Annotated in this window: 15 protein-coding genes; 7 read left to right on the top strand and 8 right to left on the bottom strand. The window is 65.7% G+C overall.

Features of this window, described 5'->3' with window-relative positions:
- Positions 1–233: 233 nt before the first annotated feature.
- Entirely contained in the window at positions 234–2,093 is a 1,860-nt protein-coding gene (ilvD, locus tag ABNX08_RS26630; RefSeq protein ID WP_041681785.1) for a dihydroxy-acid dehydratase, read from the top strand.
- A gap of 407 nt (positions 2,094–2,500) precedes the next feature.
- On the opposite strand, the gene ABNX08_RS26625 is transcribed toward ilvD, so the two are convergent.
- On the bottom strand, positions 2,501–3,118 hold the full coding sequence (locus ABNX08_RS26625; protein ID WP_022538691.1) for a LysE family translocator: 618 nt from the start codon (positions 3,116–3,118) through the stop codon (positions 2,501–2,503).
- Between the two features lie 79 nt (positions 3,119–3,197).
- Positions 3,198–3,821 (bottom strand): FMN-binding negative transcriptional regulator, encoded by a 624-nt coding sequence (locus tag ABNX08_RS26620; protein ID WP_022538690.1) that lies wholly within the window; start codon positions 3,819–3,821, stop codon positions 3,198–3,200.
- 85 nt (positions 3,822–3,906) lie between these two features.
- Here ABNX08_RS26620 and ABNX08_RS26615 point away from each other — a divergent pair, with 85 nt between their 5' ends.
- Positions 3,907–5,442, top strand: coding sequence for a PLP-dependent aminotransferase family protein (locus ABNX08_RS26615; protein ID WP_022538689.1), 1,536 nt, complete (start codon positions 3,907–3,909; stop codon positions 5,440–5,442).
- A gap of 30 nt (positions 5,443–5,472) precedes the next feature.
- On the opposite strand, the gene ABNX08_RS26610 is transcribed toward ABNX08_RS26615, so the two are convergent.
- On the bottom strand, positions 5,473–6,807 hold the full coding sequence (locus ABNX08_RS26610; RefSeq protein ID WP_022538688.1) for a PLP-dependent aminotransferase family protein: 1,335 nt from the start codon (positions 6,805–6,807) through the stop codon (positions 5,473–5,475).
- Positions 6,808–6,893: 86 nt separating this feature from the next.
- On the opposite strand from ABNX08_RS26610, the gene ABNX08_RS26605 reads away from it, so the two are divergent.
- Complete coding sequence (locus ABNX08_RS26605) at positions 6,894–7,511, top strand: DJ-1/PfpI family protein (RefSeq protein ID WP_022538687.1); 618 nt, start codon at positions 6,894–6,896, stop codon at positions 7,509–7,511.
- A gap of 187 nt (positions 7,512–7,698) precedes the next feature.
- On the opposite strand, the gene ABNX08_RS26600 is transcribed toward ABNX08_RS26605, so the two are convergent.
- The 4 genes from ABNX08_RS26600 to ABNX08_RS26585 are packed head-to-tail and all read right to left on the bottom strand — an operon-like array spanning position 7,699 to position 11,676.
- Complete coding sequence (locus tag ABNX08_RS26600) at positions 7,699–8,757, bottom strand: VWA domain-containing protein (protein ID WP_022538686.1); 1,059 nt, start codon at positions 8,755–8,757, stop codon at positions 7,699–7,701.
- Entirely contained in the window at positions 8,754–9,749 is a 996-nt protein-coding gene (locus tag ABNX08_RS26595) for a DUF58 domain-containing protein (RefSeq protein WP_022538685.1), read from the bottom strand. Before ABNX08_RS26595 ends, ABNX08_RS26600 begins: the two co-directional genes overlap by 4 nt.
- Positions 9,727–10,740: a MoxR family ATPase gene (locus ABNX08_RS26590; RefSeq protein ID WP_022538684.1), complete on the bottom strand. Its 1,014-nt coding sequence runs from the start codon at positions 10,738–10,740 to the stop codon at positions 9,727–9,729. Before ABNX08_RS26590 ends, ABNX08_RS26595 begins: the two co-directional genes overlap by 23 nt.
- Positions 10,741–10,752: 12 nt before the next feature.
- A complete protein-coding gene (locus ABNX08_RS26585; RefSeq protein WP_022538683.1) occupies positions 10,753–11,676 on the bottom strand; it encodes a S1C family serine protease in 924 nt (307 codons plus the stop codon).
- Between the two features lie 74 nt (positions 11,677–11,750).
- Here ABNX08_RS26585 and ABNX08_RS26580 point away from each other — a divergent pair, with 74 nt between their 5' ends.
- On the top strand, positions 11,751–12,815 hold the full coding sequence (locus tag ABNX08_RS26580; RefSeq protein ID WP_022538682.1) for a VWA domain-containing protein: 1,065 nt from the start codon (positions 11,751–11,753) through the stop codon (positions 12,813–12,815).
- A 136-nt stretch (positions 12,816–12,951) separates the two neighbouring features.
- On the opposite strand, the gene ABNX08_RS26575 is transcribed toward ABNX08_RS26580, so the two are convergent.
- Positions 12,952–14,658, bottom strand: a complete 1,707-nt coding sequence (locus ABNX08_RS26575) for a sigma 54-interacting transcriptional regulator (protein WP_041681784.1) — start codon at positions 14,656–14,658, stop codon at positions 12,952–12,954.
- 209 nt (positions 14,659–14,867) lie between these two features.
- Between ABNX08_RS26575 and ABNX08_RS26570 the strand changes: the two genes are divergently transcribed.
- The 3 genes from ABNX08_RS26570 (at position 14,868) to ABNX08_RS26560 (ending at position 22,344) form a co-directional block, all read left to right on the top strand.
- Positions 14,868–16,415, top strand: a complete 1,548-nt coding sequence (locus ABNX08_RS26570) for an acyl-CoA carboxylase subunit beta (RefSeq protein ID WP_022538680.1) — start codon at positions 14,868–14,870, stop codon at positions 16,413–16,415.
- Positions 16,416–16,517: 102 nt separating this feature from the next.
- Positions 16,518–19,835 (top strand): carboxyl transferase domain-containing protein, encoded by a 3,318-nt coding sequence (locus ABNX08_RS26565; protein WP_022538679.1) that lies wholly within the window; start codon positions 16,518–16,520, stop codon positions 19,833–19,835.
- Positions 19,836–19,872: 37 nt separating this feature from the next.
- The gene (locus ABNX08_RS26560; RefSeq protein WP_022538678.1) at positions 19,873–22,344 is read left to right on the top strand and encodes a CoA transferase; all 2,472 of its coding nucleotides are present in this window, start codon (positions 19,873–19,875) and stop codon (positions 22,342–22,344) included.
- Positions 22,345–22,380 lie beyond the last annotated feature (36 nt).

Genomic DNA, 22,380 nt, shown 5'->3' with positions numbered 1-22,380 from the left:
AACATGCCATCCTACGGGCGCTTCTCACCACCAATCCTCACCACCTTTGGGCGCGCGGCCTGTTTTTCCTCATGGCTCAGGCGGGCAGGTGCGTCGCGGTTTGACAGACCGAGGGGTGTGGGATAATGCCGCCTTTGCCCAGAGCGCAGCTCAAGAGGTTGTTCGCAAGGGCGCGCGAGGGGCCTATATTCCCGTGGCCCGCTTCCTTTCTGCGATATTTCTTTAGCAACACGATGCCCGCATACCGTTCCAAGACCTCCACCGCCGGCCGCAACATGGCAGGGGCGCGCTCCCTGTGGCGCGCCACTGGCATGAAAGACGAAGATTTTTCCAAGCCAATCATTGCGGTGGTCAATTCGTTCACCCAGTTCGTGCCTGGACACGTGCACCTGAAGGACCTGGGCCAACTCGTCGCGCGCGAGATCGAGGCCGCGGGCGGCGTGGCCAAGGAGTTCAACACCATCGCGGTCGATGACGGCATCGCCATGGGCCACGATGGCATGCTGTATTCACTGCCCAGCCGCGACATCATCGCGGACTCGGTGGAGTACATGGTCAACGCGCACTGCGCCGACGCCATGGTGTGCATCTCCAACTGCGACAAAATCACGCCGGGCATGCTCATGGCTGCCATGCGGCTCAACATCCCGGTGATCTTCGTCTCCGGCGGCCCCATGGAAGCCGGGAAGACGCGCCTGGCCAACCCCATCACCAAGGCCATGGAGTTCAAAAAGCTCGACCTGGTGGACGCCATGGTGATCGCCGCCGACAGTGCCTATTCCGACGCCGACGTCGCCGAGGTGGAGCGCTCCGCCTGCCCCACCTGCGGCTCGTGCTCGGGCATGTTCACGGCTAACTCCATGAACTGCCTCACCGAGGCGCTGGGCCTGTCGCTGCCGGGCAACGGCACGGTGGTGGCCACGCACGCAGACCGCGAGCAGCTCTTCAAGCGCGCCGGCAGCCGCATCGTGGAGCTGGCACGCCAGTACTACGAGCAGGAGAACGGGTCCATCCTGCCGCGCGCGGTGGGCTTCAAGGCGTTCGAGAACGCCATGACGCTGGACATCGCCATGGGCGGCTCGACCAACACCATCCTGCACCTGCTGGCGATCGCGCGCGAGGCGGGCATCGACTTCACCATGACCGACATCGACCGCCTCTCGCGCGTCGTGCCGCAGCTGTGCAAGGTGGCGCCCAACACCAACAAGTACCACATCGAGGACGTGCACCGCGCGGGCGGCATCATGGCGATCCTGGGCGAGCTGGAGCGCGCGGGCAAGCTGCACACCGACGTGCCTACGGTGCACGCCGCCACGCTCAAGGATGCCCTGGAGCAGTGGGACATCACCCGCACGCAGGACGAAGCCGTCAAGAACTTCTACCTGGCCGGCCCGGCGGGTATTCCCACGCAGGTGGCATTCAGCCAGAACACCCGCTGGCCCAGCCTGGACCTGGACCGCGCCGAGGGTTGCATCCGCTCCTACGAGCACGCCTTCTCCAAGGAAGGCGGTCTGGCGGTGCTTACGGGCAACATCGCGCTCGACGGCTGCGTGGTGAAGACCGCCGGGGTGGACGAGAGTATCCTCGTGTTCGAGGGCACGGCCCACGTCACCGAATCGCAGGACGAGGCGGTGGAGAACATCCTCAACGACAAGGTCAAGGCCGGCGACGTGGTGATCGTGCGCTACGAAGGCCCCAAGGGCGGCCCCGGCATGCAGGAGATGCTCTACCCCACGAGCTACATCAAGTCCAAGGGCCTGGGCAAGGCCTGCGCGCTGCTGACGGATGGCCGCTTCTCGGGCGGCACCTCGGGCCTGTCCATCGGCCACTGCTCGCCCGAGGCGGCGGCCGGCGGCGCCATCGGCCTCGTGCGCGATGGCGACAAGATCCGCATCGACATTCCCAACCGCACGATCGACGTGCTGCTGTCCGACGAGGAACTGGCGCGCCGCCGCGAGGAGCAGAACGTCAAGGGGTGGAAGCCCGCCAAGCCGCGTCCACGCAAGGTGTCCGCCGCCCTCAAGGCCTACGCCAAGCTGGTCATGTCGGCCGACAAGGGCGCGGTGCGTGACGTGTCGCTGCTGGACGATTGACGCTGCGGCGAGCTTCGCGTTCGTTTGCCCAAGGGTCACCTGCCGATGGCGGGGCCCAAGGGCGCACCGGCATCTCGACGCCGTAGGCCGCGTTGCTCGTGAACTGACCCGGAAATGTCCTTGTGAAAGAAGGGCTGGCGCGGCGGGGCGCCTACATCCTCAGCATCACTGCCTTGACCTGGGTGTAGGCGTCGATCGACTCTTGCCCGAATTCGCGCCCCCAGCCTGATTGCGCGCATGCCGTTGGTCACACCGTCGAACACGGTCGGCTCGACGAAGTAGCCGCCGCTGTTGGCGGGGGAGATTTCGTCCGGCTTCCTTCGGTCAGCACCAGCGCGCTAGGCGGCGACGCTTTTTGCCCGCGTCTTGAGGTAATCGAGAGCTACTTTTAGCCGAACTGCCCATATTTATGCGTCGCGCCGAGCCAGCGCCAGGAAGGCGCCCAGGCCCAGCATCGTGACACCCGACACACGGGTCATCAATCGGGCGCGTGCCGTGCGGGCGGCGCCAGACTTGAGCAAACGATGAGCGGCAAACACTGCAACAACGTCCACCAGCGTGTTGAGCGCAACGCAAGTGCTGCCCAGCAGCGCTAGCTGCGGCATCAGGGGTTCGCCCGGCGAGACAAACTGCGGCAGGAACGCCAGAAAGAATAGTGCGGTCTTGACATTCAGGACCTCGATCACGACGCCCTCGACCAGGGCGCGGCGCCCACCTTGAGACGGCACGGCATCGACCGTGATCGGCTGTTCCTTGCGCATCAACATGCGAATACCCAGGTACACCAGATAGGCCGCACCAAGGTACTTGAGCAGGTTGAACGCCATGGCGGACTGGGCAATGACCAGCGACAGGCCCAAGGTCCCCGCGAACACATGGAGCAACCCTCCAAGGCCGGTGCCGAAGCATGAAGCCAAGCCCTCTGATCGGCCGCCAGCCACCGTTCGGGCAACGACATAGGCGATGCCCGGACCAGGGGTGATGGCAAGAACGACGGCAGCGATCAGGAAGGGGATGAATGACATGGTGTGGGGGGTCTTCAATGGTGAAGTGTTGCTTTGCCCGGACCGGGCCAGTCATGCACGGATTTCAATGGCCGCTTACTCATCCAGCCTTGCGCATGGACTGCGCCAGTTCGCCGTACCCCCGCACCTCCAGGGTGTTGGCGGCACTGAGGCGATCACGCGGCTCCCTGTTCTGGCTGAGCTTGATCTTGCCCACCAGCGAATTGATGGCGATCTCGATGCCAACGATGTTGCGCAGCATGCTGTCGATGAACTCGGGCGCGGAGTCCCCCATCTTCCAGGGCTTTGGTTCAGCCGCCTCATGTCGCCGTGTCAGGCGCGCGACGAGACGGCGAACGAAGCGCTCGTCGTCATGCACGGCGAGCGTGCCATGCGCGTGTACCACCTCGTAGCTCCAGGTCGGCACCTGGCGGTGCGCCTCATGCTTGCTCGGGTACCAGTTGGGCGAGATGTAGGCCTCTGCGCCGCGAAACACGACCATGACCGGCGTGCCCGTGGGGCAGCGCTGCCAGAGCGTGTTGGCACGGGCCACGTGGGCTGTGAGTACGCCGTGCGTTCCCTCGCCGGCATCGAACTCGAACGGGATGTGGTCGGCATCCAGCCCGTCGCTTCCTTGTGTGACCAGCATCCCCAGCGGGTGCTCGCGGATGATGCGGGCGAGTTCCTCTGGTCGGTTTTCAGCAAAGTGGGCAGGGATGTACATGGTGGGCGAACCAGGGGGCGATGGAAACATCGATACTTTCGCCAACAACTGGCACAATCGGAAGGTCCAGTTTTCAGGATTTTTTATGGGCCAGTCTCGCCAGCCGACCGGTAACCGTCCTGGAGCCACGGGGGCGGGACGCCGCATCTACGGCCTGCTGCGCGCTCAGATCGCAGACGGCACGCTCTACCCGGGAGCACGGGCGCCGTCCACGCGAGCCCTGGCGGCCGAGCTGGGGGTGTCGCGCACCACCGTCACCGCCACCTACGAACAACTCGCGGCCGAGGGCTTTCTCGTCACGTCCATGGGGCGGGCGGCCCGGATCGCCAGCCCGCTCGTGGCGCCGGCACCCACCGGGGTGGCCGCGGGCCGGCGTGCCAAATCTGCCCCAACCCTGTCCGAGTTCGCGCGCCGCGTGGCGGGATCCGGCATGCCGGGACTGCCTCAGGCCGAACCGGTTCGCTTCGACTTCCTGTATGGCGCGGTGGCTTCCCGGGACTTTCCAATCCTGGCCTGGCGGCGTGCGTACCAGGCCGAACTGCTGCGTCAGCAAAACAGCCTGTACTACGCCCCGCCCGAAGGTGACGCGTCGCTGAGACGCGCCCTCCAGGGATATTTGCGGCGTGCCCGGGGACTTGCCTGCGAGGCCGAGCAGATCGTGGTGGTGCATGGCTCGCAGCAGGCCATCGACCTGTGCGCCCGGCTGCTGCTCGATGCCGGTGATGCTTTCGTCTTCGAAGACCCGGGTTACCTGATAGCGAGGCGCTGCTTCGAGGCCACCGGCGCCAAGTGCCTGGCCACGCCAGTGGACGGGCATGGCCTGGATACCGCCAGCCTTCCCCGGGGCGATCGTGTCCGCCTGGCGTACGTAACGCCTTCGCACCAGTTCCCACTGGGGGGCGTGCTGCCGATCGGCCGGCGCCTGGACCTGCTGCAATGGGCCCAGCGCCATGACGCCTGGATCATCGAGGACGACTATGACGGCGAGTTCCGCTACGGCCAGCGCCCGATCGACACGCTGCAGTCGATCGATACCGACGGCCGCGTGATCTATATCGGCACCTTCTCCAAGGCGCTGTCTCCGCAACTGCGGCTCGGCTACCTGGTGCTGCCGCCTGAGCTGGTGTCGGTGTTCCGGCAGGCCAAGCGGCTGGCGGACCGCCATGCGCCCGTGCTGGAGCAGCGTGTGCTGGCGTCACTGATCGAAAGTGGCGCCTACGAGCGCCATGTGCGGCGCATGCGTCGGGAGAACGAGCGCCGCCGTGCGGCCTTGCTGGATGGCATTACGCGCCACCTGCCTCGGGACGCCGAGGTCAGCGGTACGGCGGCCGGGCTGCATGTGATGCTGTGGTTGCCGTCCCTGCGGCCCCAGGACGAGCCGGCGCTGGTGGCCGCTGCCCGCAGCAAGGACGTGGGCGTCTACCCGGTATCACCGTTGTTTGCCAGGCCTCAGCCGCACAGCCAGTCTCGGCCTGCCGGGTTGGTTCTGGGCTATGCCAGCCTGACGACCGAGCAGATTCAGCAGGGAATGTGCACTATGGGCGCAGTGATTGCGGCGATGGGCCGGGGTGAGCTGGCAGGCGAGGCGAGTTTCCGCAGTCGGCGCATTGGTAGCTTGTAGAAACAGGGAATCTTCGCCGCTTTCCGAGGCTTAGTACGAGTACGCACCGATTACTCGTTTCACCTTCTCCAGCGCCTCCCTTAGCGACTCCAGCTCCACGGATCCGAGGGCCAGACGGACAGCATGCGGGACATTTGCGGATGTCGCAAACGGTTCCGCGGTCGAGACGGAGACGCGGTCGCGCATAAGAGCCATAGCCACCTGGTCGGCGCGGACCTCGTTTGCCAGCGGCAACCACAGGAAATAAGACGCAGGATGGCGAATGCACCGAAGCCCGGCGAGGATGCCGGCAGCTACCGATTGCCGGATTGCCGCATCCCGTCGTTTTTCTGCCTCAAGCCGACTGACCGTTCCATCCTCCAGCCAACCACAAGCGATCGCTGTCATCACACCGGGTGTGTTCCATGTGGTCGCCCTGATTGCTCGCTCGATCTCGGGGACCCATTGCCTGGGGGTGGCAACGAAGCCGACGCGCAATCCGGTGGCGACGCTCTTGGAAAGCCCTGAGACGTAAATCGTAGTCTCCGGTGCCAATGCTGCGAGCGGCGCCGGCGGCGCCTCTGCAAGAAAGGCATACGCCGCATCTTCTATGATGATGAGCCCGTGCCGGCGTGCCATCGCAACCAGGTCATGGCGCTGGGTCTCACTCATTACCCATCCGAGCGGATTATGGATTGTGGGCATGGCGTATACCGCGCGTACCCGACGGCTCTTGCACAATCGATCGAGTGCATCCAGGTCTGGACCATTGTCTGTCACAGGAATCGATGCCAGACCCAGGCGGTGCACAGCCGCCAAAACCTTGAATCCGGGATAAGTCAGCGCATCGATCGCTACAACGTCGCCGGGTTGCAGCAGAGCCATTACCGATGCGGCCAAACCATGTTGCGCCCCGTTGACGATCAACACCTGGTCGGCAGCTACGGTCAGCCCGCGGGATTCAAGGTGGCGCGCCACCGTAGCACGTTCGTGCTGGCGCCCGCCGTGTGCCTGGTAGCGCAGGAGAGCCTCCAGGTCGCCGGACGCGGCAACCTGCCGTAGCGCGGCACGCAATAACTCCGCTTGGCCAGGCAGGGAAGGGTAATTGAAGTTCAGGTCCAGCATGCCAGCTGCTGTCGCATGCTGGTCAATGCCCAGGCCACGAGGCAAGATGGTTTCTCTGACGAATGTACCGCGCCCGACCTCTCCGCTGACCAGGCCCATGGCTTCCAGCTCCGCGTAGACGCGTGTCGCGGTAACCAGTGCCAGCCCTTCCTTGGTCGCCAACTGGCGGTGGGTCGGCAAGCGTGTTCCCGGCGGCAGCCGCCCCGAGCGGATATCGGCGGCAAATGCATCAACCAGCACCTTGTAGCGGGCAACTGCCATGCTGACTTGTATCCATGACAATTATTTGATTGTAGCGTGTGGTGGTCATACGATGCGTCATCGCAATCCCTTAGGACGACGACACCATGCATATCGCCATACTCACCTTCGAGGGCTTCAATGAACTCGATTCAATCATTGCGCTGGGCACCCTCAATCGCGTGAAGAAGCCGGATTGGCGCGTGTCGATCGCCAGCCCGACTGCCCGCATTACATCGATGAACGGGTTGGTCATCGAAGCACAGGCTTCCCTTGACGATGCAAGGGCTGCCGACGCGGTCATCGTAGGTAGCGGGGTGCAGACGAGGGAAGTTGTCGCGGACGCCAGGCTGATGTCGCAGCTCCAGTTCGATCCGGCCAGGCAACTGCTCGGCGCCCAGTGCTCGGGCACACTGGTGCTAGCCAGGCTTGGCCTGCTTGATGGCGTTTCTGCCTGCACGGATCTGATGACGAAACCCTGGCTTCAGGAAGCCGGTGTCAACGTGCTGAATCAGCCGTTCTTCGCCAGAGGGAACATCGCCACGACCGGTGGTTGTCTTGCGTCGCATTACCTCGCCGCGTGGATCCTTGCGCGCCTGGAGGGTGTCGAGGCCGCTGAAAGCGCGCTTCACTATGTCGCTCCGGTTGGCGAAAAGGAGGAGTACGTTTCGCGCGCAATGCGACATATCACGCCGTTCCTGAGCGCTACGCCGGCTGCTGTCTGAGGATGCGGGCAAGGCCTGCGTACAGGCGCGTGCGAGACGACGTGACACGCACCATCGGATAACACCGGCGTTAACCGCGTGCTTGAAAATGGGGAGTACGCCGCGCAGAACCTTCAGCCAGTGTTCCACCGGTCGTGGCATCAGGAATTTCGGAAAGCCAAATCGCGCGCGACGACTGGCGATCGGGCTACATCACGCGCCCGAACCACCACAGTGACAGCAGCCCTGCGCAGGCCGCCAGCAGCGCGCCCAGCGCGGCGAAGAGCGCGGTGATTTCGACTTGTTCGCGCTTGTCGAACGCCAGTCTCGCGTGGAGCGCCCGGTACACCTTCTTCAGCTTGGAGGCATCCTCGAGACGAAAGTACTCGGCCCCGGTGGCGTCGGCGACTTGCTTCAATACCTTCTCGTCCAGCCTGACGCGGGCCGACCAGCCGTCGACCCTGAGCACGACGCCTTCGGTCGTGCCGACACCCACGGTATAGATGCGCACGCCGTGCGCGGCGGCAAGTTGGGCCGCCTGCATCGCGCCCGGGCCGGCGTTGCTTTCGCCGTCGGAGAACAGGACGATCGCACCGGCAGCATAGGAGCCGGGCGTAACGGTGTCGCCGCCGTCGGATGTCTCAGGCTTCTTCGGCGGCGTGGCGTCGTCGTTCATCAGGCGCTCGGCGTCGTCGCCCGCCTGCGGCAGCAGGGTCGTGAGCGCGATGAGCAGGCCGTTGCCGAGGGCGGTGCCGCCTTGCGGCTGCAGGCGGTCGATCGCCTTGGTCACGTCATCCTTTCTGCGGCTGGGAGCCTGCGCCACACCGGCTGTGCCGGCCATCGCGACCACGCCCACGCTGACGCCCGCGGGCTGCGCGTCCAGCAGGACTTTGGCTGCCTGTTGGGCGGCGCGGATGCGGCTGGGTTTAACATCCTGCGCTCGCATACTGCCGGACAGGTCGATGACCAGGATCACGGTTTCGATGCGAGAGGGCAGCGTCATCACGGCCTGGGGACGGGCGATGGCGAAGATCAACGCGGCCAGGGCCAGCAGGGTCAGCGCGGGTGACACGTGGCGGCGCCAGCTCGCGCCGCCCTTGATGGCGAGGCCGACGGTTTTCAGGGCGGGATAGTGCGCCGTCGGGCGCCGCCGGTGCGCATCCAGCCAGACATAACCAGCGGCCAGCATGAGGACGAACGCCAGCAACCACAGCATGCCGGGCCACAGGAAGCTGAAGACGGGCAACCGACTCATCGCATCGATCATGCGACCCCCTTGGCGGCGCCTTGCTGACGACGGCGCCGGCAGGCGAATTGCAACAGGGCCAGGTCCAGGCGGGCGTAGGTCGACAGCGTCAGGCACTCCACGCCGGCCAGCGTGAAGCCCTGGCGCAGTTCGGCCTCGCGCGCCTCGGCGGCGGCGGCGAAGCGTTTCCTGAAGGCCGGGTCATGCGTGTCGACGAACATCTGCTCTCCGGTCTCGGCATCCTGCATCACGACCAGGCCCAGGTCGGGCAGGGCCATCTCCAGGGGATCGACCAGCCGCACGGCGACGACTTCATGACGCCGGGCCAACATGCCGAGCGACGCTTGCCAGCCCGGGGCGCTAATGAAGTCGGAGATGACGAACAGCACCGATCGGCGTTTGGCGACAGCCCGTGCGCACTCCAGCAGGTCGCGCAAGCGGGTGTCGCCCGGGGACGCGGCTGGCGTGGCGTGCATGCGGTCGAGCAGGTGCAGCAAGTGGCGACGCCCCGCGCGCGCCGGTACCACGGACGCGGCCATGTCTGTGGCCCCGCCATAGAGCACTGCGCCGACCCGGTTGCCATAGCGCGTCAACAGGAGCGCCATGACGGTGGTGAAGTCGCTCAGCAGATCGCGCTTGCGCACGCTGCCGGAGCCGAAATCGACCGATCCGCTCAGGTCCAGCAGGAACCAGGCGCAGACCTCTCGGTCTTCCTGGTACTCACGCACGTGCGGCGTCTGCAGCCGCGCTGTCACGTTCCAGTCGATGTGCCGCACGTCGTCGCCGGGACGGTATTCGCGCAGGTCGGCAAGGTCCAGCCCAAAGCCGCGAAACAGCGTGCGATAGTCGCCCTGCAGCAGGCCATCGAGGCGGCGGACCACCGTCCATTCCAGGCGGCGCAACAAGGCCTCGGTCTGGTTTGGGCCGAGGCGGGCAAGCGCCCCGTCGACAGGTGCGCCGTCGGGTGCGGCGTCCGGGCCGCGCCGGCGCCTAGCCCGCAGCCGCCCGAACATGGGATTCCAGCGGCCGCTCGGGGACCGGCAGGGCCTGCGAGATGCGGGTGACGAGCTGGTCGGCGGTCACGCCATCGGACATGGCCTCGTAAGAGAGCGCCAGGCGGTGGCGCAGTACGTCTGGCACGAGGTCGATCACATCTTCGGGCAGGGCATAGTCCCGGCCGCGCAGGAACGCCAGGGCGCGCGCGCCTTCGATCAGGCCGATGGTGGCGCGGGGGCTGGCACCGAAGGAAATGTAGCGATCCAGGTCGGCCAGGCCGTAGGTCCCTGGTTTGCGGGTGGCCGCCACCACGCGCACCGCGTACTGGATCAGGCCCGGATCCACGTAAACCTTGCGGCATTCTTCCTGCAGGCCGGCCAGGTGCTCGGGCGTGGCGATCGGGCTCACGCTGATCTGGGGGCCGGTGACGCGGTTGACGATGACGACCTCCTCCTCCTCGCTGGGATATCCCACCAGGACCTTCATCATGAAGCGGTCGACCTGCGCCTCGGGCAAGGGGTAGGTGCCTTCGGTTTCTATCGGATTCTGCGTCGCCATGACGAGGAAGGGCGTGGGCACCAAATGGGTTTCGCCGGCGATGGTGACCTGCTTTTCCTGCATGACTTCGAGCAATGCGCTCTGCACCTTGGCCGGCGCACGGTTGATTTCGTCGGCCAGCAGCAGATTGGCGAAGACCGGCCCCCGCACGGTGGAGAATTCGCCCGTGCCCTGGTTATACATGCGGGTGCCGATCAGGTCGGCTGGCAGAAGGTCCGGCGTGAACTGGATGCGCTTGAAGGAGCCGCTCATGGTCCTGGCCAGCGTGTTGACCGTCAGCGTCTTGGCCAGGCCCGGCACGCCTTCCACCAGCAAGTGGCCGCCGGCAAGGATGGCCACTAGCACCCGTTCGAGAAAGTGGTCCTGACCGACCACCACACGCTTCACCTCATACAGCAGGCGTTCCATCAAGTTGGCGCTGTCCACAGCGCCCCTGGTCTGGTCGTTCATAGGCCTCCGCGTTTAGAAAGGAGAAGAACCGATGGCAACGCCGGCGCTTTCGATCGTGATGGCAAAGCCAATGCCGAGGAAGGTGCCGCTCTTGTTGGGGTTGAGGATGGCGGTGACGATCCCGATCACCTCGCCATCCATATTCACCAGCGGTCCGCCGGAGTTGCCTGGATTGGCGGCGGCGTCGAACTGGATGAGCCTGTCCAGGTTCTGCTTGTTGTCTGGTGAAACGAACTTGCGGTCGAGTCCGGACACCACGCCGGCAGATACCGACGGGCCGATGCCGAACGGAAAGCCGACCGCGACGACTTCGGTGCCGGGCGCGAGACCCCGGCTGGAGCCGAGCGTCGCCGCCGGCAGGTCGTCGGGGATGGACTTGGCCTGGATGATGGCGAGGTCTTTCTCCGGGTTCGTCTGCAGCACCGAGGCCTCGGACGTGTGACCGTCATGGAACCTGATCTCCAGGCGTCGGGCGCCGGCGACGACGTGGTAGCAGGTGAGGACGATGCCGCTTTCGGTCACGACCACGCCCGAACCGATGTGGCGATCTTCGGGCTGGCCCTCGGCCTCGTCCTTGCCACCGGGTCGGTCGCCCATGGCGAACTCGTCGCGCGGGGTGGATGGGGCTGGCGGGGAGGATTCGGGACGTTTGGCAGGGGGAGCACGCCTGGCCTGGGGAGAGGACGCCGCCTCCGCTTTCTTTTCCGCTGGCGTAAAACTGCGAATTTCCACCACCGATTCGCGAACCGCCTCGGCCGCCCTGGCCGTGCGCGACGGCAGGCTCTTGGTTTCCAGCGTGTGCAGCACGGCCGCGTCGATGTCTGCTTGCGTGAGAGCGCGCTGCTTCGGCTGCAGCAGCCAGGCGGAGCCCACGCCGGCAGCGAGAACCAGAGCGACGGCTGCCGAGACCCATCCGTAGATCGCCACCCGTTTCATCGCAGCCCCCGAGGTCCCGTCCCGCCTTGGAAAATACAGTACCATCCTCTTACCCACGCGCCAAGGAGCAGGGCATGCAGTTTCTCTGGCCGCAAATGCTCTGGCTGCTGCTTGCGCTCCCACTGCTGGCAGCCGCTTACCTGTATCTGATCGCGCGGCGCAAGAAAGCCGCCGTGCTCTATGCAAGCCTTGCATTGCCCCGCGCGGCCCTGTCTCCCGGCCAAAGGCTGCGGCGCCACATTCCTCCCTTGCTCTTCCTGTTCGCGTTGGCCACGGCCCTGCTGGCATGCGCCCGCCCCAGCGCAACCGTCACCCTGCCGGCCGACACGGTCACCCTGGTGCTGGCCATGGACACCTCCCGCAGCATGGAGGCGGCCGACGTTGCTCCCACGCGAATCAGCGCCGCCCAGCAGGCCGCCCGGGACCTCATCGTGGGCCTGCCGGCCAGCGTGCGCCTGGGCATCGTTTCCTTCGCCGCCACGGCGACCGTGGTGCTGCCCCCCACCAACAACCGGCAGGACATGCTCGACGCGATCGATCGCTTTCAGCTCCAGCGCGGCACGGCGACCGGCAGCGGACTGATCCAGGCGCTGGCAGTGTTGTTTCCCGACGATGGTATCGATCTGGAGGCGATCCTGTTCGGCAGCGTTTCGCCCCGTTCCGGGCGTCGGGCCGAATCGCTGGACGAGGCCGCAGCGGCCGACGCCGCCCGCAAGCGAGAGCAGGAGCGGCCGCCGGCGCAGCCCGGCACGTATCGGCACGGTGCGGTGATCCTGCTCAGCGATGGTCGCCGTACCGCCGGCCCGGACCCGGTGGACGTCGCGCGCATGGCCGCCGAGCGTGGCGTGCGTGTCTATACGGTGGGCTTCGGTTCGCCGCAGGGTGGGGCCGCAGGCGAGTCGAGCCTGTCTTACTTCATGCAGCTCGATGAAACCGCCTTGCGCGCGGTAGCGACGATGACGGGTGGCCAGTACTTCCAGGCAGGCTCGGCTGCCGACCTCACCCAGGTGTATCGCCAGCTCAGCGCCCGCTTCGCGCTCGAGCGCAAGGAAACCGAGCTGGGTGCCTTGCTTGCGGCAGCCTCGGTCCTGCTGCTGGTGGCGGCGTGCGGGCTCTCTATGTTGTGGTTCCGGCGGTGACCATGGTGCTCAAGCGCAGGTGACGTCACCCAGCTTGCCACGGCCGACCCGATGAAACGCCTTGCCCCTCGGCAAAGGGTAGCGGAATGAACGTCTGCCCTCCGGGCATAGACTCGGCAGTGCGCGACCAGGCTGGTTACCGAGCCGCCCCCCGTTCCAGGATCTTGTACAAGTGCGACCGCGATATCCGCAATTGCTCCGCGGCCCGCTTCTTGTTGCCACCATGGCGCGCGATGGCGTCGACCACCGCTGCATAGGCGAGCTCGCTCATGCCGGCACCAGCCTCGCTCGATACCCCCGGCTTGGATGAGTGGGATGGCAGGTCCCCCTCGTCGATCTCCTCATGCGGATACGCTTGCGCCGGTGGATTCACACTGAGTTGGCTTTCCATGCTCACTGGCCCGCGTGCCGCTTCCCCACGTGCAAAATCCGCCACGCGCAGCGTGCGGCCATCGCAGAACACCAGCGCCTCCTCGATGCGCTGGCGCAACTGGCGCACATTGCCGGGCCAGGGCTGGCTGGCCAGGTGTCGGGCTACGTCGTGATCGACCTTAGGCACGGGCACGGCATTGCGCGCGCAGAAGGCGCCGACGAAGTGCTGCAGCAGCGCCGGGATATCTTCGCGCCGCTGACGCAAGGCCGGAATGCGCAGCACCACGCCGCTAAGGCGGTAATACAGGTCGAGGCGGAAGCGCCCGGCGTCGACCAGGGTGGGAATGTCGCGATTGGTGGCAGAGATCAGGCGGAAGTCCACACGCTGCGCGCGGCGGCTGCCAAGGCGTTCGACCATGTGGTCCTCCAGCACCCGCAACAGCTTGACCTGCATTTCCATGGGGATGTCCGCGACCTCGTCCAGGAATACGGTGCCGCCGGCCGCCAGTTCCAGCTTGCCGGCCTGCCCCTGGCGCCGGCTTCCGGTAAAGGCGCCGGGCGCATGGCCGAACAGTTCGGATTCGATCAGCGTGGCAGGCAGGGCAGCCAGGTTAAGGCTGACCAGCGGCCTGTCGCTGACCGGCTCCTGGCCCGCGCTGTGGATGGCGCGGGCCACCAGTTCCTTTCCGGTGCCGCTTTCGCCGAGGATCAGCACGGGCACGTCCAGGCGTGCCACGGTCTGGATCTCGCGGCGCAGCCGCTGCATCGGTGCGCTTTCGCCGATGAGCGCGAGCAGGGGCTGGCTTTCTCGCAAGCCGTCCAGTTCGCGTTGGTAACGCGCCACCTGCGAGCGCAGTTCCGACAACTCCTTGTGCATGCGCACAAGCGCTTCCGGTCCCTTGAACATGATCTGGCCGATGGCCCCGACCACATTGTCGTTCTGTCGGACGGGGATGCGGTTGACCACGCGGGTGACGCCGTTCATCTCCTGCAACTGCCCGATCTCCGCCTTACCGCTCGCGACAACCTGCGGTAGCCGTGAATTCGGGATGACGCTGGCGGCTGGGCGGCCGATGCCCGCGCCGGCTTCCAGGCCCAGGAACTTCTCGTGCACCGGGCTGATAAAACGCACCAGGCCGTCCTGGTCGACCACCGTGATGGCCTGGTACGGGTCGGTCAGGAAGTGGTCGAGGATGGCGCCTGCAAAGGGCACCGTGCCAATGAAGTCGAACAACACCGTTTGCGTCTCGGCAGGGTGCAGGAGGATCAGCTGATGGCTGCCGTCTTCCAGGCACAGGCCGATGTAGCGGTGATCGCCGGCCTCGACAGGAAAAAGCCTGCGCCCGTTGGCCAGGTCCGTTGCGCGCTTGCAGGCGGATTCCGCCGCGTCCGCAATGGCGGGGTCCGCACAGATCCCTACCGTGGCGACCCTGCCGCCGGACGAACGCACTACGGCACCCAGCGCAGCCATTTTGGCTGCCGTTCGTGGTGTTGTTCCTGAGGACACTGCTTGTCTCCGTGGGTGTCCTCAATGCGGACGCCTCATGTCTTTAATGCGGACATGGTACGCGAGCGTCGGAAATTTCTCAATAAATTCAAGGGCATTGCAAGTGTCGTCAGGGTGGCACGGGTCGTGCGGTATGGAAGCCAGCATGTATCCGTCAACATCGAGACAACACCATGACCTGGCAACCCGAAATCGACGAACTGGCCTACCGGCGGCGACTCGCCGCCCGTATGGGAGGCGAAGACAAAGTGGGGCGCCATAAGGCGGCCGGAAAGCTCACGGTGCGAGAGCGCATCGATGAGATTTCCGACCCTGGATCGTTCCGGGAGGTGGGCGGGCTGACCGGCAGTGGCCGCTATGACAGCAACGGGCGGCTGGTGGACCTGGTCCCTTCGAACCTGGTGATGGGCCGGGCCCAGGTCGGCGGGCGGCCGGTTGTGCTGGTGGGCGACGACTTCACCGTGCGCGGCGGTGCCAATGATGGCGCAATGGGCGACAAGCTGATCCACGGCGAGAAGATGGCGCACGATCTGCGCCTGCCGATGATCCGGCTGGTCGACGGCACCGGCGGTGGCGGCTCGGTGCGCAATATCGAGATCAAGGGCCACACCCTGATCCCCACCATGAAGGTCTGGCAGCACGTGGTGGAGAACATGTCCGTGGTGCCGGTGGTGTCCCTGGCGCTCGGATCCGTTGCGGGCATGGGGGCGGCGCGTGTGGCAGCCAGCCATTATTCGGTGATGGTCAAGGAGACTTCGCAACTGTTCAATGAAGGTCCGTCTGTGGTTGCGCGCCTTGGCCAGAACCTGACCAAGAACGAACTGGGAGGCAGCCAGATCCATACCCGCAACGGCGTGGTGGACGACGAGGTGGCCACCGAGCAGGAGGCCTTCGAGCGCGCACGTCGATTCCTGTCCTACCTGCCGGGGTCCGTCCATGAACTGCCGCCGCGGATCGAGCCGGCCGACGATCCGGCCCGTCGCGACCAATGGCTGCTGTCGGCTATTCCGCGCGACAGCCGTGCCACCTACAAGATCCGCCCGATCGTGCAGGCACTGGTGGATGCCGATTCCTTCTTCGAGATCGGCATGAACTGGGGCTGCGCAATTATCACCGGCATGGCCAGGCTGGATGGCTGGCCGGTGGCTGTCATCGCCAGTGATCCGTCCTTCCATGGTGGCGGCTGGGACAGCGAGAGCGCGGAGAAATTCACGCGTTTCGTCGACATGGCCCAGGCTTTCCACCTGCCCGTGGTCAACCTTGTCGATATCGCCGGGTTCCAGATCGGCCTGGAAGCCGAGCGGGCAGGCACCATGCGCTACGGCGTGCGCGCGCTGGCCGCGGTCTACCAGAGCACGGTGCCGTGGTGTTCGGTGATCCTGCGCCGCGCCTATGGCGTCGCGGCAGCCGGCCACCAGCATATGGGGCGGTTCAATTTCCGCTATGCCTGGCCATCGGCCAACTGGGGCTCGCTGCCGATCGAAGGCGGACTGGAAGTTGCCTACAAGGCCGAGATTGAAGGCGCCGACGATCCGGTGCAGAAGCACGCCGAGATAGAGCAGCGCGTGCGCAGCCTGACGTCGCCGTTTCGCAGCGCCGAGGCGTTCGTCATTGAAGACATCATCGATCCGCGCGACACGCGCACGCTGCTGTGCGAGTTCGCCAATCTGGCGGCACCGCTGCGTGAAACCGGCATCAGCCGATTCGGCATCCGGCCTTGAGCGCTGCACAGCCCGCAAGCCGCCCCACTGCTCAGTACTTGCCGCCAGGCCGCAATCGCGGCCTGGCACGGCTCTGACTTAGAAAACCGAAGGAGACATGAATTGAAAAAACTGCTGATCGCCAATCGAGGGGAGATCGCGCTGCGCGTCCAACGCGCCGCACGCGACCTGGATATCCGCACGGTCGCGGTCTATTCGCAGGACGACGCCAGTTCGCGGCATCGCATGCTGGCTGACGAGGCGCTTGCTCTCGACGGGGCCGGGCCGCCGGCGTACATCGACATTGCGGGCATCATTGCCGCGGCAAAAACATCCGGTTGCGATGCAATCCACCCAGGCTATGGCTTCCTGAGCGAGCGTGCCGATTTTGCCCAGGCGTGCATTGACGCCGGCATCACGTTCGTCGGCCCCACCGTAGAGCACCTTGCCCTGTTCGGGGACAAGGGCAGTGCGCTGCAACTGGCGGCCGAGTGCGATGTCCCGACCATGCCGGCAACGCGGGGCGGAGCGTCTCTCGATGAAATCGCCAGCTTCTTCGATGCGCAAGGCGAAGCCGGCATCGTCATCAAGGCCGTTGGCGGTGGCGGCGGCCGCGGCATGCGCGTGGTCCGGCGGCGCGAAGACCTGGCGGAAGCCTACGCGCGCTGCCGCTCCGAGGCGAGCTCCGCGTTTGGCATCGATGCCCTGTACGCCGAGCGGCTGGTCAGCCGGGCGCGCCACATTGAAGTGCAGATTGCCGGCGACGGGGCGCGAGTCATCGCGCTCGGCGAGCGGGACTGCACCTTGCAGCGCCGCTTCCAGAAGCTTGTGGAGATCGCTCCCAGCCCGGCACTCCGACCGGAGCTTCGCGAGCAGATCATCAAGGCCGCGCTGAAGCTGGCGCGCCGCGTCAACTACCTGAGCCTGGGAACCTTCGAGTTCCTGGTCGAGGAAACCGAGTCTGGTGCGCAGAAGGATTTTGTCTTCATTGAAGCCAATCCCCGCTTGCAGGTCGAGCACACCATCACGGAACAAGTCACCGGCGTCGATCTCGTGGCGCTGCAGATCGGGCTTGCCGCAGGGCAGACCCTGGGTGACCTTGGCCTCAACCACGCTTCGCCGCCGCAACCGAAGGGATACGCGATCCAGGTGCGTGTGAATGCGGAAACGACCGACGCGCAGGGCCTTGCACGCCCGGCCCAGGGGCGCCTGGAACGCTTCGACCCGCCTTCAGGTCCGGACGTTCGTGTCGACACGCACGGCTACACCGGGTATGAGCCGTCGCCCAACTTTGACACGCTGCTGGCAAAGCTGGTTGTCACCAGTGCGACGCCTAGGTTCGAGGGCGCCGTGCGGCGTCTGCAGCGCAGTCTTGCGGAATTCCGGATCGTTGGGGTACCGACCAACCTTAACCTGTTGCGGGCCCTCACGCAGCGCGCCGAATTCCTCAGCCAGGATGTCCACACACGGCACTTCGAAGCGATCTTGCCGGACCTGACTGCATCGGCAGAGGACATTGCAAGGGCCGAGCGTGCGCAAGAATCCCTGCTCGGCGCCGCGGCGCCAGCGGCCACTGTAAGCGCGCCGCGCCTGGCGGATGCCGAGGAGGCCGTGGGCGAAGGGGCCGTGGCGATCCGTGCGCCATTGACCGGCCGCGTAGTCGAGATCTCGGTGAATGTGGGCGACATCGTCCAGCCGGGGAAGACGGTTGCGGTTCTCGACGCAATGAAGATGGAACACGCCGTGACGGCTGAATGCGGCGGCCGTGTCATCGACCTGCGGCTGGAGGCAGGCGCCCTGGCGCGGGAAGGCCAGATCCTGATGGTGTTGGAGCAGGTCGAGGCCAATGGCGAGTCAGCGGACGTCGCCCGGGACGTCGACCTTCATGCGATCCGTGCGGACCTCCAACGCGTGCTCGACCGGCATGCCTACCTGTATGACGAGGGGCGCTCCGATGCGGTAGCGAAGCGCCGTTCCCGCGGCCAGCGCACGGCGCGTGAGAACGTCGCGGACTTGTGCGATCCGGATACCTTCGTGGAGTACGGCGCGCTTGCTGTTGCGGCGCAGGCCTCCCGCCGTACCCAGCAAGACCTGATTGCCAATACCCCGGCTGACGGACTGGTTACCGGCATCGGCGACATCAACGGAGAACTTGTCGGCAAGGACAAGGCGCGCAGCGCGGTGATGGCCTACGACGCCACGGTCCTGGCGGGAACGCAAGGCAAACGCAACCACATCAAGACCGACCGCATCGTGGAAGTCGCGCTGCGTGACGAGCTCCCGCTGGTGCTCTTTGCCGAAGGCGGTGGCGGGCGACCCGGTGACGTGGATTTCCCCTCGGTGTCCGGCCTGTATCAACCGTCGTTTGCCGCATTTGCCGATCTGAATGGGCATGTCCCAGTCGTCGGCATCGTGTCGGGTCGCTGCTTTGCCGGCAATGCGGCCTTCCTGGGCTGCTGCGACGTGATCATTGCCGACAAGTCAGCGAATATCGGCATGGCAGGGCCAGCCATGATCGAGGGCGGGGGTCTTGGGATCTTCCGTCCGGAGGACGTCGGTCCGGCTTCGGTGCAATTTGCCAATGGCGTGGTCGATGTCCTCGTTGAGAACGAAGCGCAGGCGGTCCAGGTGGCGAAGCACTACCTGTCGATGTTCCAGGGTCGCGTGGCGCACTGGACCGCACCGGATCCCCTCGACTTGCGCCACGTCGTGCCCGAGAACCGGCTGCGCGTGTACGACTCCCGCAAAGCTATCGAGGGGATCGCCGACGTCGGCAGCGTGCTGATGCTGCGCGGTGGTTTCGGCGCAGGCATTCACACCGCTCTCGCCCGCGTGGAGGGGCAGCCGGTCGGGATCATGGCCAACAACCCGCATCATCTCGGGGGCGCCATCGATGCCGATGCTGCAGACAAGGCGGCGCGCTTCATGCAGCTGTGCGACGCGCACGGACTGCCGATCATCTCGCTGATCGACACCCCGGGGTTCATGGTCGGGCCGGAGGTTGAGGCTCGCGCGCAGGTGCGCCATGTGTCGCGCATGTTCCTCACGGCCGCCAAGCTGCGCGTTGCCTTGCTGGGCGTCACGCTGCGCAAGGGGTATGGCCTTGGCGCTATGGCCATGGCGGGAGGCGGCTTCCGCTCGGCAAATTTCGTCATTTCGTGGCCGACCGGAGAATTTGGTCCGATGGGTCTGGAGGGTGCCGTCACGCTGGGCTTCAAGAAGGAGCTGGAAGCGATTCCCGACGGGCCGGAGCGGAAAGCGCTGTTCGACAAGCTGGTTGCCCACGCCTACGAGCGTGGCCACGCGATCAGCACGGCCGCCGCGGTGGAGATCGATGCCGTGATTGACCCCGCGCAGACGCGGAAGTGGATCGTCCAAGGGATCGCATCAGCCGACATCCGACGCCGCCGGGAGCGCCGTTCGTTTGTCGATGCGTGGTGAACCCTGGCCCTGGATAGTCCATATACAAGAGGTTCCTATGACGATGAATGGTCCTGACACGGCTCGACTGGCGCTGCGCGGCCTGCGCGTGCTGGAGGTCGGCACTGGCCCGGCACTTGCGTACGCGGGCAAGTTGTGCGCCGATTTCGGCGCCGAAGTCATCAAGGTGGAAAGTCCTGCGGGTGACGCCTGGCGGCAGATGCCGCCTATGGTCTGCGCTCCTGGGGCAGAGCAGCCTGAAAGCGCGCTCTTTGCATGGCTCAACACCAACAAACGCAGCGTCACGGTCGATGGCGACAGCCCGGAGGACAGGGCATGGCTGGCACAACTGGCGCGGACCTGCGATGTCGTGCTGGATGCGCGGGCGCTGGCAGCAGGTGCGGGCATTTCCGCCAAACCTGTCTGGCCCGGTAGTACCGGCGACAAGCAGGAGCACGAGCCGATCGAGGTCGTACTTACCTGGTTCGGGGAGAGCGGACCCTACAGCCAGTATGCAGGCGCGGAAGCCGTGTGCCGGAGCCTCGCCGGTGCCGTGCATGGCAGTGGCCCGGTCGAGGGGCCGCCACACATGCCGCACGACGTGCAGACGGCAGTGGTATTCGGGCTGATTGCGTTTTCGGCGGCTGTTGCGGGCCTGATCGGCGCAACGGATGGCAGCCGTCGCTATGTGCTGAGTGCGCATGAGGCCAGCCTCAGCGTCGTCGAAATGGAAGCCGGCATGGTCCCGGACCAGCGCCATCCGCTTCGGCGTCTCGGCGTTAACCGGTTCTGTGGCACGCACCCAGCCGGGATCTACCGGACCTCGGCAGGGTGGATCGGCATCTTCACGCACACGCTGCCGCAGTGGAAGGCGCTGTGCGAAGCGATCGGGCAACCGGAGCTGGCTGACGACCCTCGCTTCGCCAACGGCCAGGAGCGCATGGCCCGTGCGGACGAGATCGACGCGCTGCTTGAACGCGCGTTCCTGTCGCGGTCGGCCCAGGAGTGGTTCGAGATCCTGGGCGCGAAGAAGCACCCGACTGTCATCGTTCCGACGATGGAAGAGTTGCTCGGGCAGGACGTTCATCGGCAGCGTAGCGCGTTTGTCCAGGTCGCTGCAGGCGGCGTGACCTTCGAAGGCCCTGTGGTACCGCTGCGCCTCGATGCGGCCGGTCCGTTGCTGGGGGGAACGGCACCGGCGAAGGGCGCGCATGATGTTCTCTACCGGGCATCGGGCCTGGCATACCGCCCCCGTCTGCAGCGCCAGCGAGCATCTACTGACCAGTTGCCGTTGCAAGGGATCCGCGTCATCGATCTGACGATGGGTTGGGCGGGACCGCTCGCTTCCCGGACCCTGGCCGATTTTGGCGCGGAAATCATCAAGGTCGAGAGTACCGGCTATCCCGACTGGTGGCGCGGCGCCAACTTCACGGAGGCGTTCTATCGGGACCGGCTGTACGAGAAGAACTCAAACTTCAACCTGATGAACCGCAACAAGCTGGGGATCACCCTGGACCTGACGCGCCCCGAAGGAAAGCAGTTGCTGCTGCAGCTGGTGCAAGGCGCGGATGCGGTGATCGAGAACTACTCCGCGGAAGTCCTGCCGAAGCTGGGCCTGGATTACGAGGCACTGCGGGCCGTGAACAAGCGGCTGGTGATGCTGTCGATGCCGGCATTCGGGCTGGGGAACGCGTGGAGCAACACGCGCGCCTACGGCGGCACGCTGGAGCAAGCCAGTGGGCTGCCGCTTCACACCGGACACCCGCAGGGGCCGCCGGCCATGACGTCGTACGCCTATGGCGATCCGATTGGCGGCTTGAATGCGGGGGCCGCGATGTTGTTGGCGCTATTCGAACAGCAGGCCACCGGCGCGGGCCGACATGTGAACCTGTCACAAGTGGAGGCCATGTTGCCGATGGCGGCGCCGTTCATCCTGGAGCAGTCTGTCCGCGGAACGGTCTCCCCTCGCCAGGGCAATCGTCATCCGATGCATGCCCCCCACGGGTGCTTCCGCTGCGCGGGCGAGGACGCGTGGATCGTCCTGACTGTTACCGACGCGCATTGGCCTGCGCTGTGTCGTGCGATCGGAAGGGAGGACCTCGCCGCGGATGCGCTGCTTGCGCGAGCATCGGGGCGCCGTGCGCATCAGGACAGGATCGACGCGGCGATCTCCGCCTGGTGCGTGGATCGGGGCGCGGACGATGCGATGCGCCTGTTGCAACAGGCCGGCGTTCCCGCCGGCGTGGTGCGAACCATGGCGCAAGTCCTGCAGGATCCCCACCTGCGCGCGCGGGGATTCTGGCGCGAAGTCGAGCGCGCCCACATCGGCCGCTACACGGCCAGCACCGCCTGGTTTCGCACCGGCATCCACCCCATGCCGATCCGCAACGTCGCGCCGACCCTGGGCGAACACAACGAGGAAGTGCTGGCTCGCGTGCTGGGGCTGAACGCTGCGCAGATTGCCGACCTGGAGCAACGGGGGATCACCGGCAAGACGGCGAAGCCCAGGCAATCGAGAGAGGTGCCGTAGGCCAGCTTGTGTTTCGAATACGACTAACGACAATCA

The sequence above is a fragment of the Cupriavidus sp. DF5525 genome (assembly GCF_040149425.2).
Lineage (GTDB): Bacteria > Pseudomonadota > Gammaproteobacteria > Burkholderiales > Burkholderiaceae > Cupriavidus > Cupriavidus pickettii_A.
This window is presented reverse-complemented; position numbering and strand designations above follow the sequence as displayed.

What these genes read in the sequence shown, in the direction of transcription:
- ABNX08_RS26570 (WP_022538680.1), top strand. Translation starts at nt 14,868, where the DNA reads ATGACCTGGCAACCCGAAATCGACGAACTGGCCTACCGGCGGCGACTC.
- ABNX08_RS26615 (WP_022538689.1), top strand. Translation starts at nt 3,907, where the DNA reads ATGGGCCAGTCTCGCCAGCCGACCGGTAACCGTCCTGGAGCCACGGGG.
- ABNX08_RS26580 (WP_022538682.1), top strand. Translation starts at nt 11,751, where the DNA reads ATGCAGTTTCTCTGGCCGCAAATGCTCTGGCTGCTGCTTGCGCTCCCA.
- ABNX08_RS26605 (WP_022538687.1), top strand. Translation starts at nt 6,894, where the DNA reads ATGCATATCGCCATACTCACCTTCGAGGGCTTCAATGAACTCGATTCA.
- ABNX08_RS26595 (WP_022538685.1), bottom strand. Translation starts at nt 9,749, where the DNA reads ATGTTCGGGCGGCTGCGGGCTAGGCGCCGGCGCGGCCCGGACGCCGCA.
- ABNX08_RS26590 (WP_022538684.1), bottom strand. Translation starts at nt 10,740, where the DNA reads ATGAACGACCAGACCAGGGGCGCTGTGGACAGCGCCAACTTGATGGAA.
- ABNX08_RS26585 (WP_022538683.1), bottom strand. Translation starts at nt 11,676, where the DNA reads ATGAAACGGGTGGCGATCTACGGATGGGTCTCGGCAGCCGTCGCTCTG.
- ABNX08_RS26610 (WP_022538688.1), bottom strand. Translation starts at nt 6,807, where the DNA reads ATGGCAGTTGCCCGCTACAAGGTGCTGGTTGATGCATTTGCCGCCGAT.
- ABNX08_RS26620 (WP_022538690.1), bottom strand. Translation starts at nt 3,821, where the DNA reads ATGTACATCCCTGCCCACTTTGCTGAAAACCGACCAGAGGAACTCGCC.
- ABNX08_RS26575 (WP_041681784.1), bottom strand. Translation starts at nt 14,658, where the DNA reads ATGGCTGCGCTGGGTGCCGTAGTGCGTTCGTCCGGCGGCAGGGTCGCC.
- ABNX08_RS26560 (WP_022538678.1), top strand. Translation starts at nt 19,873, where the DNA reads ATGACGATGAATGGTCCTGACACGGCTCGACTGGCGCTGCGCGGCCTG.
- ilvD (WP_041681785.1), top strand. Translation starts at nt 234, where the DNA reads ATGCCCGCATACCGTTCCAAGACCTCCACCGCCGGCCGCAACATGGCA.
- ABNX08_RS26600 (WP_022538686.1), bottom strand. Translation starts at nt 8,757, where the DNA reads ATGATCGATGCGATGAGTCGGTTGCCCGTCTTCAGCTTCCTGTGGCCC.
- ABNX08_RS26625 (WP_022538691.1), bottom strand. Translation starts at nt 3,118, where the DNA reads ATGTCATTCATCCCCTTCCTGATCGCTGCCGTCGTTCTTGCCATCACC.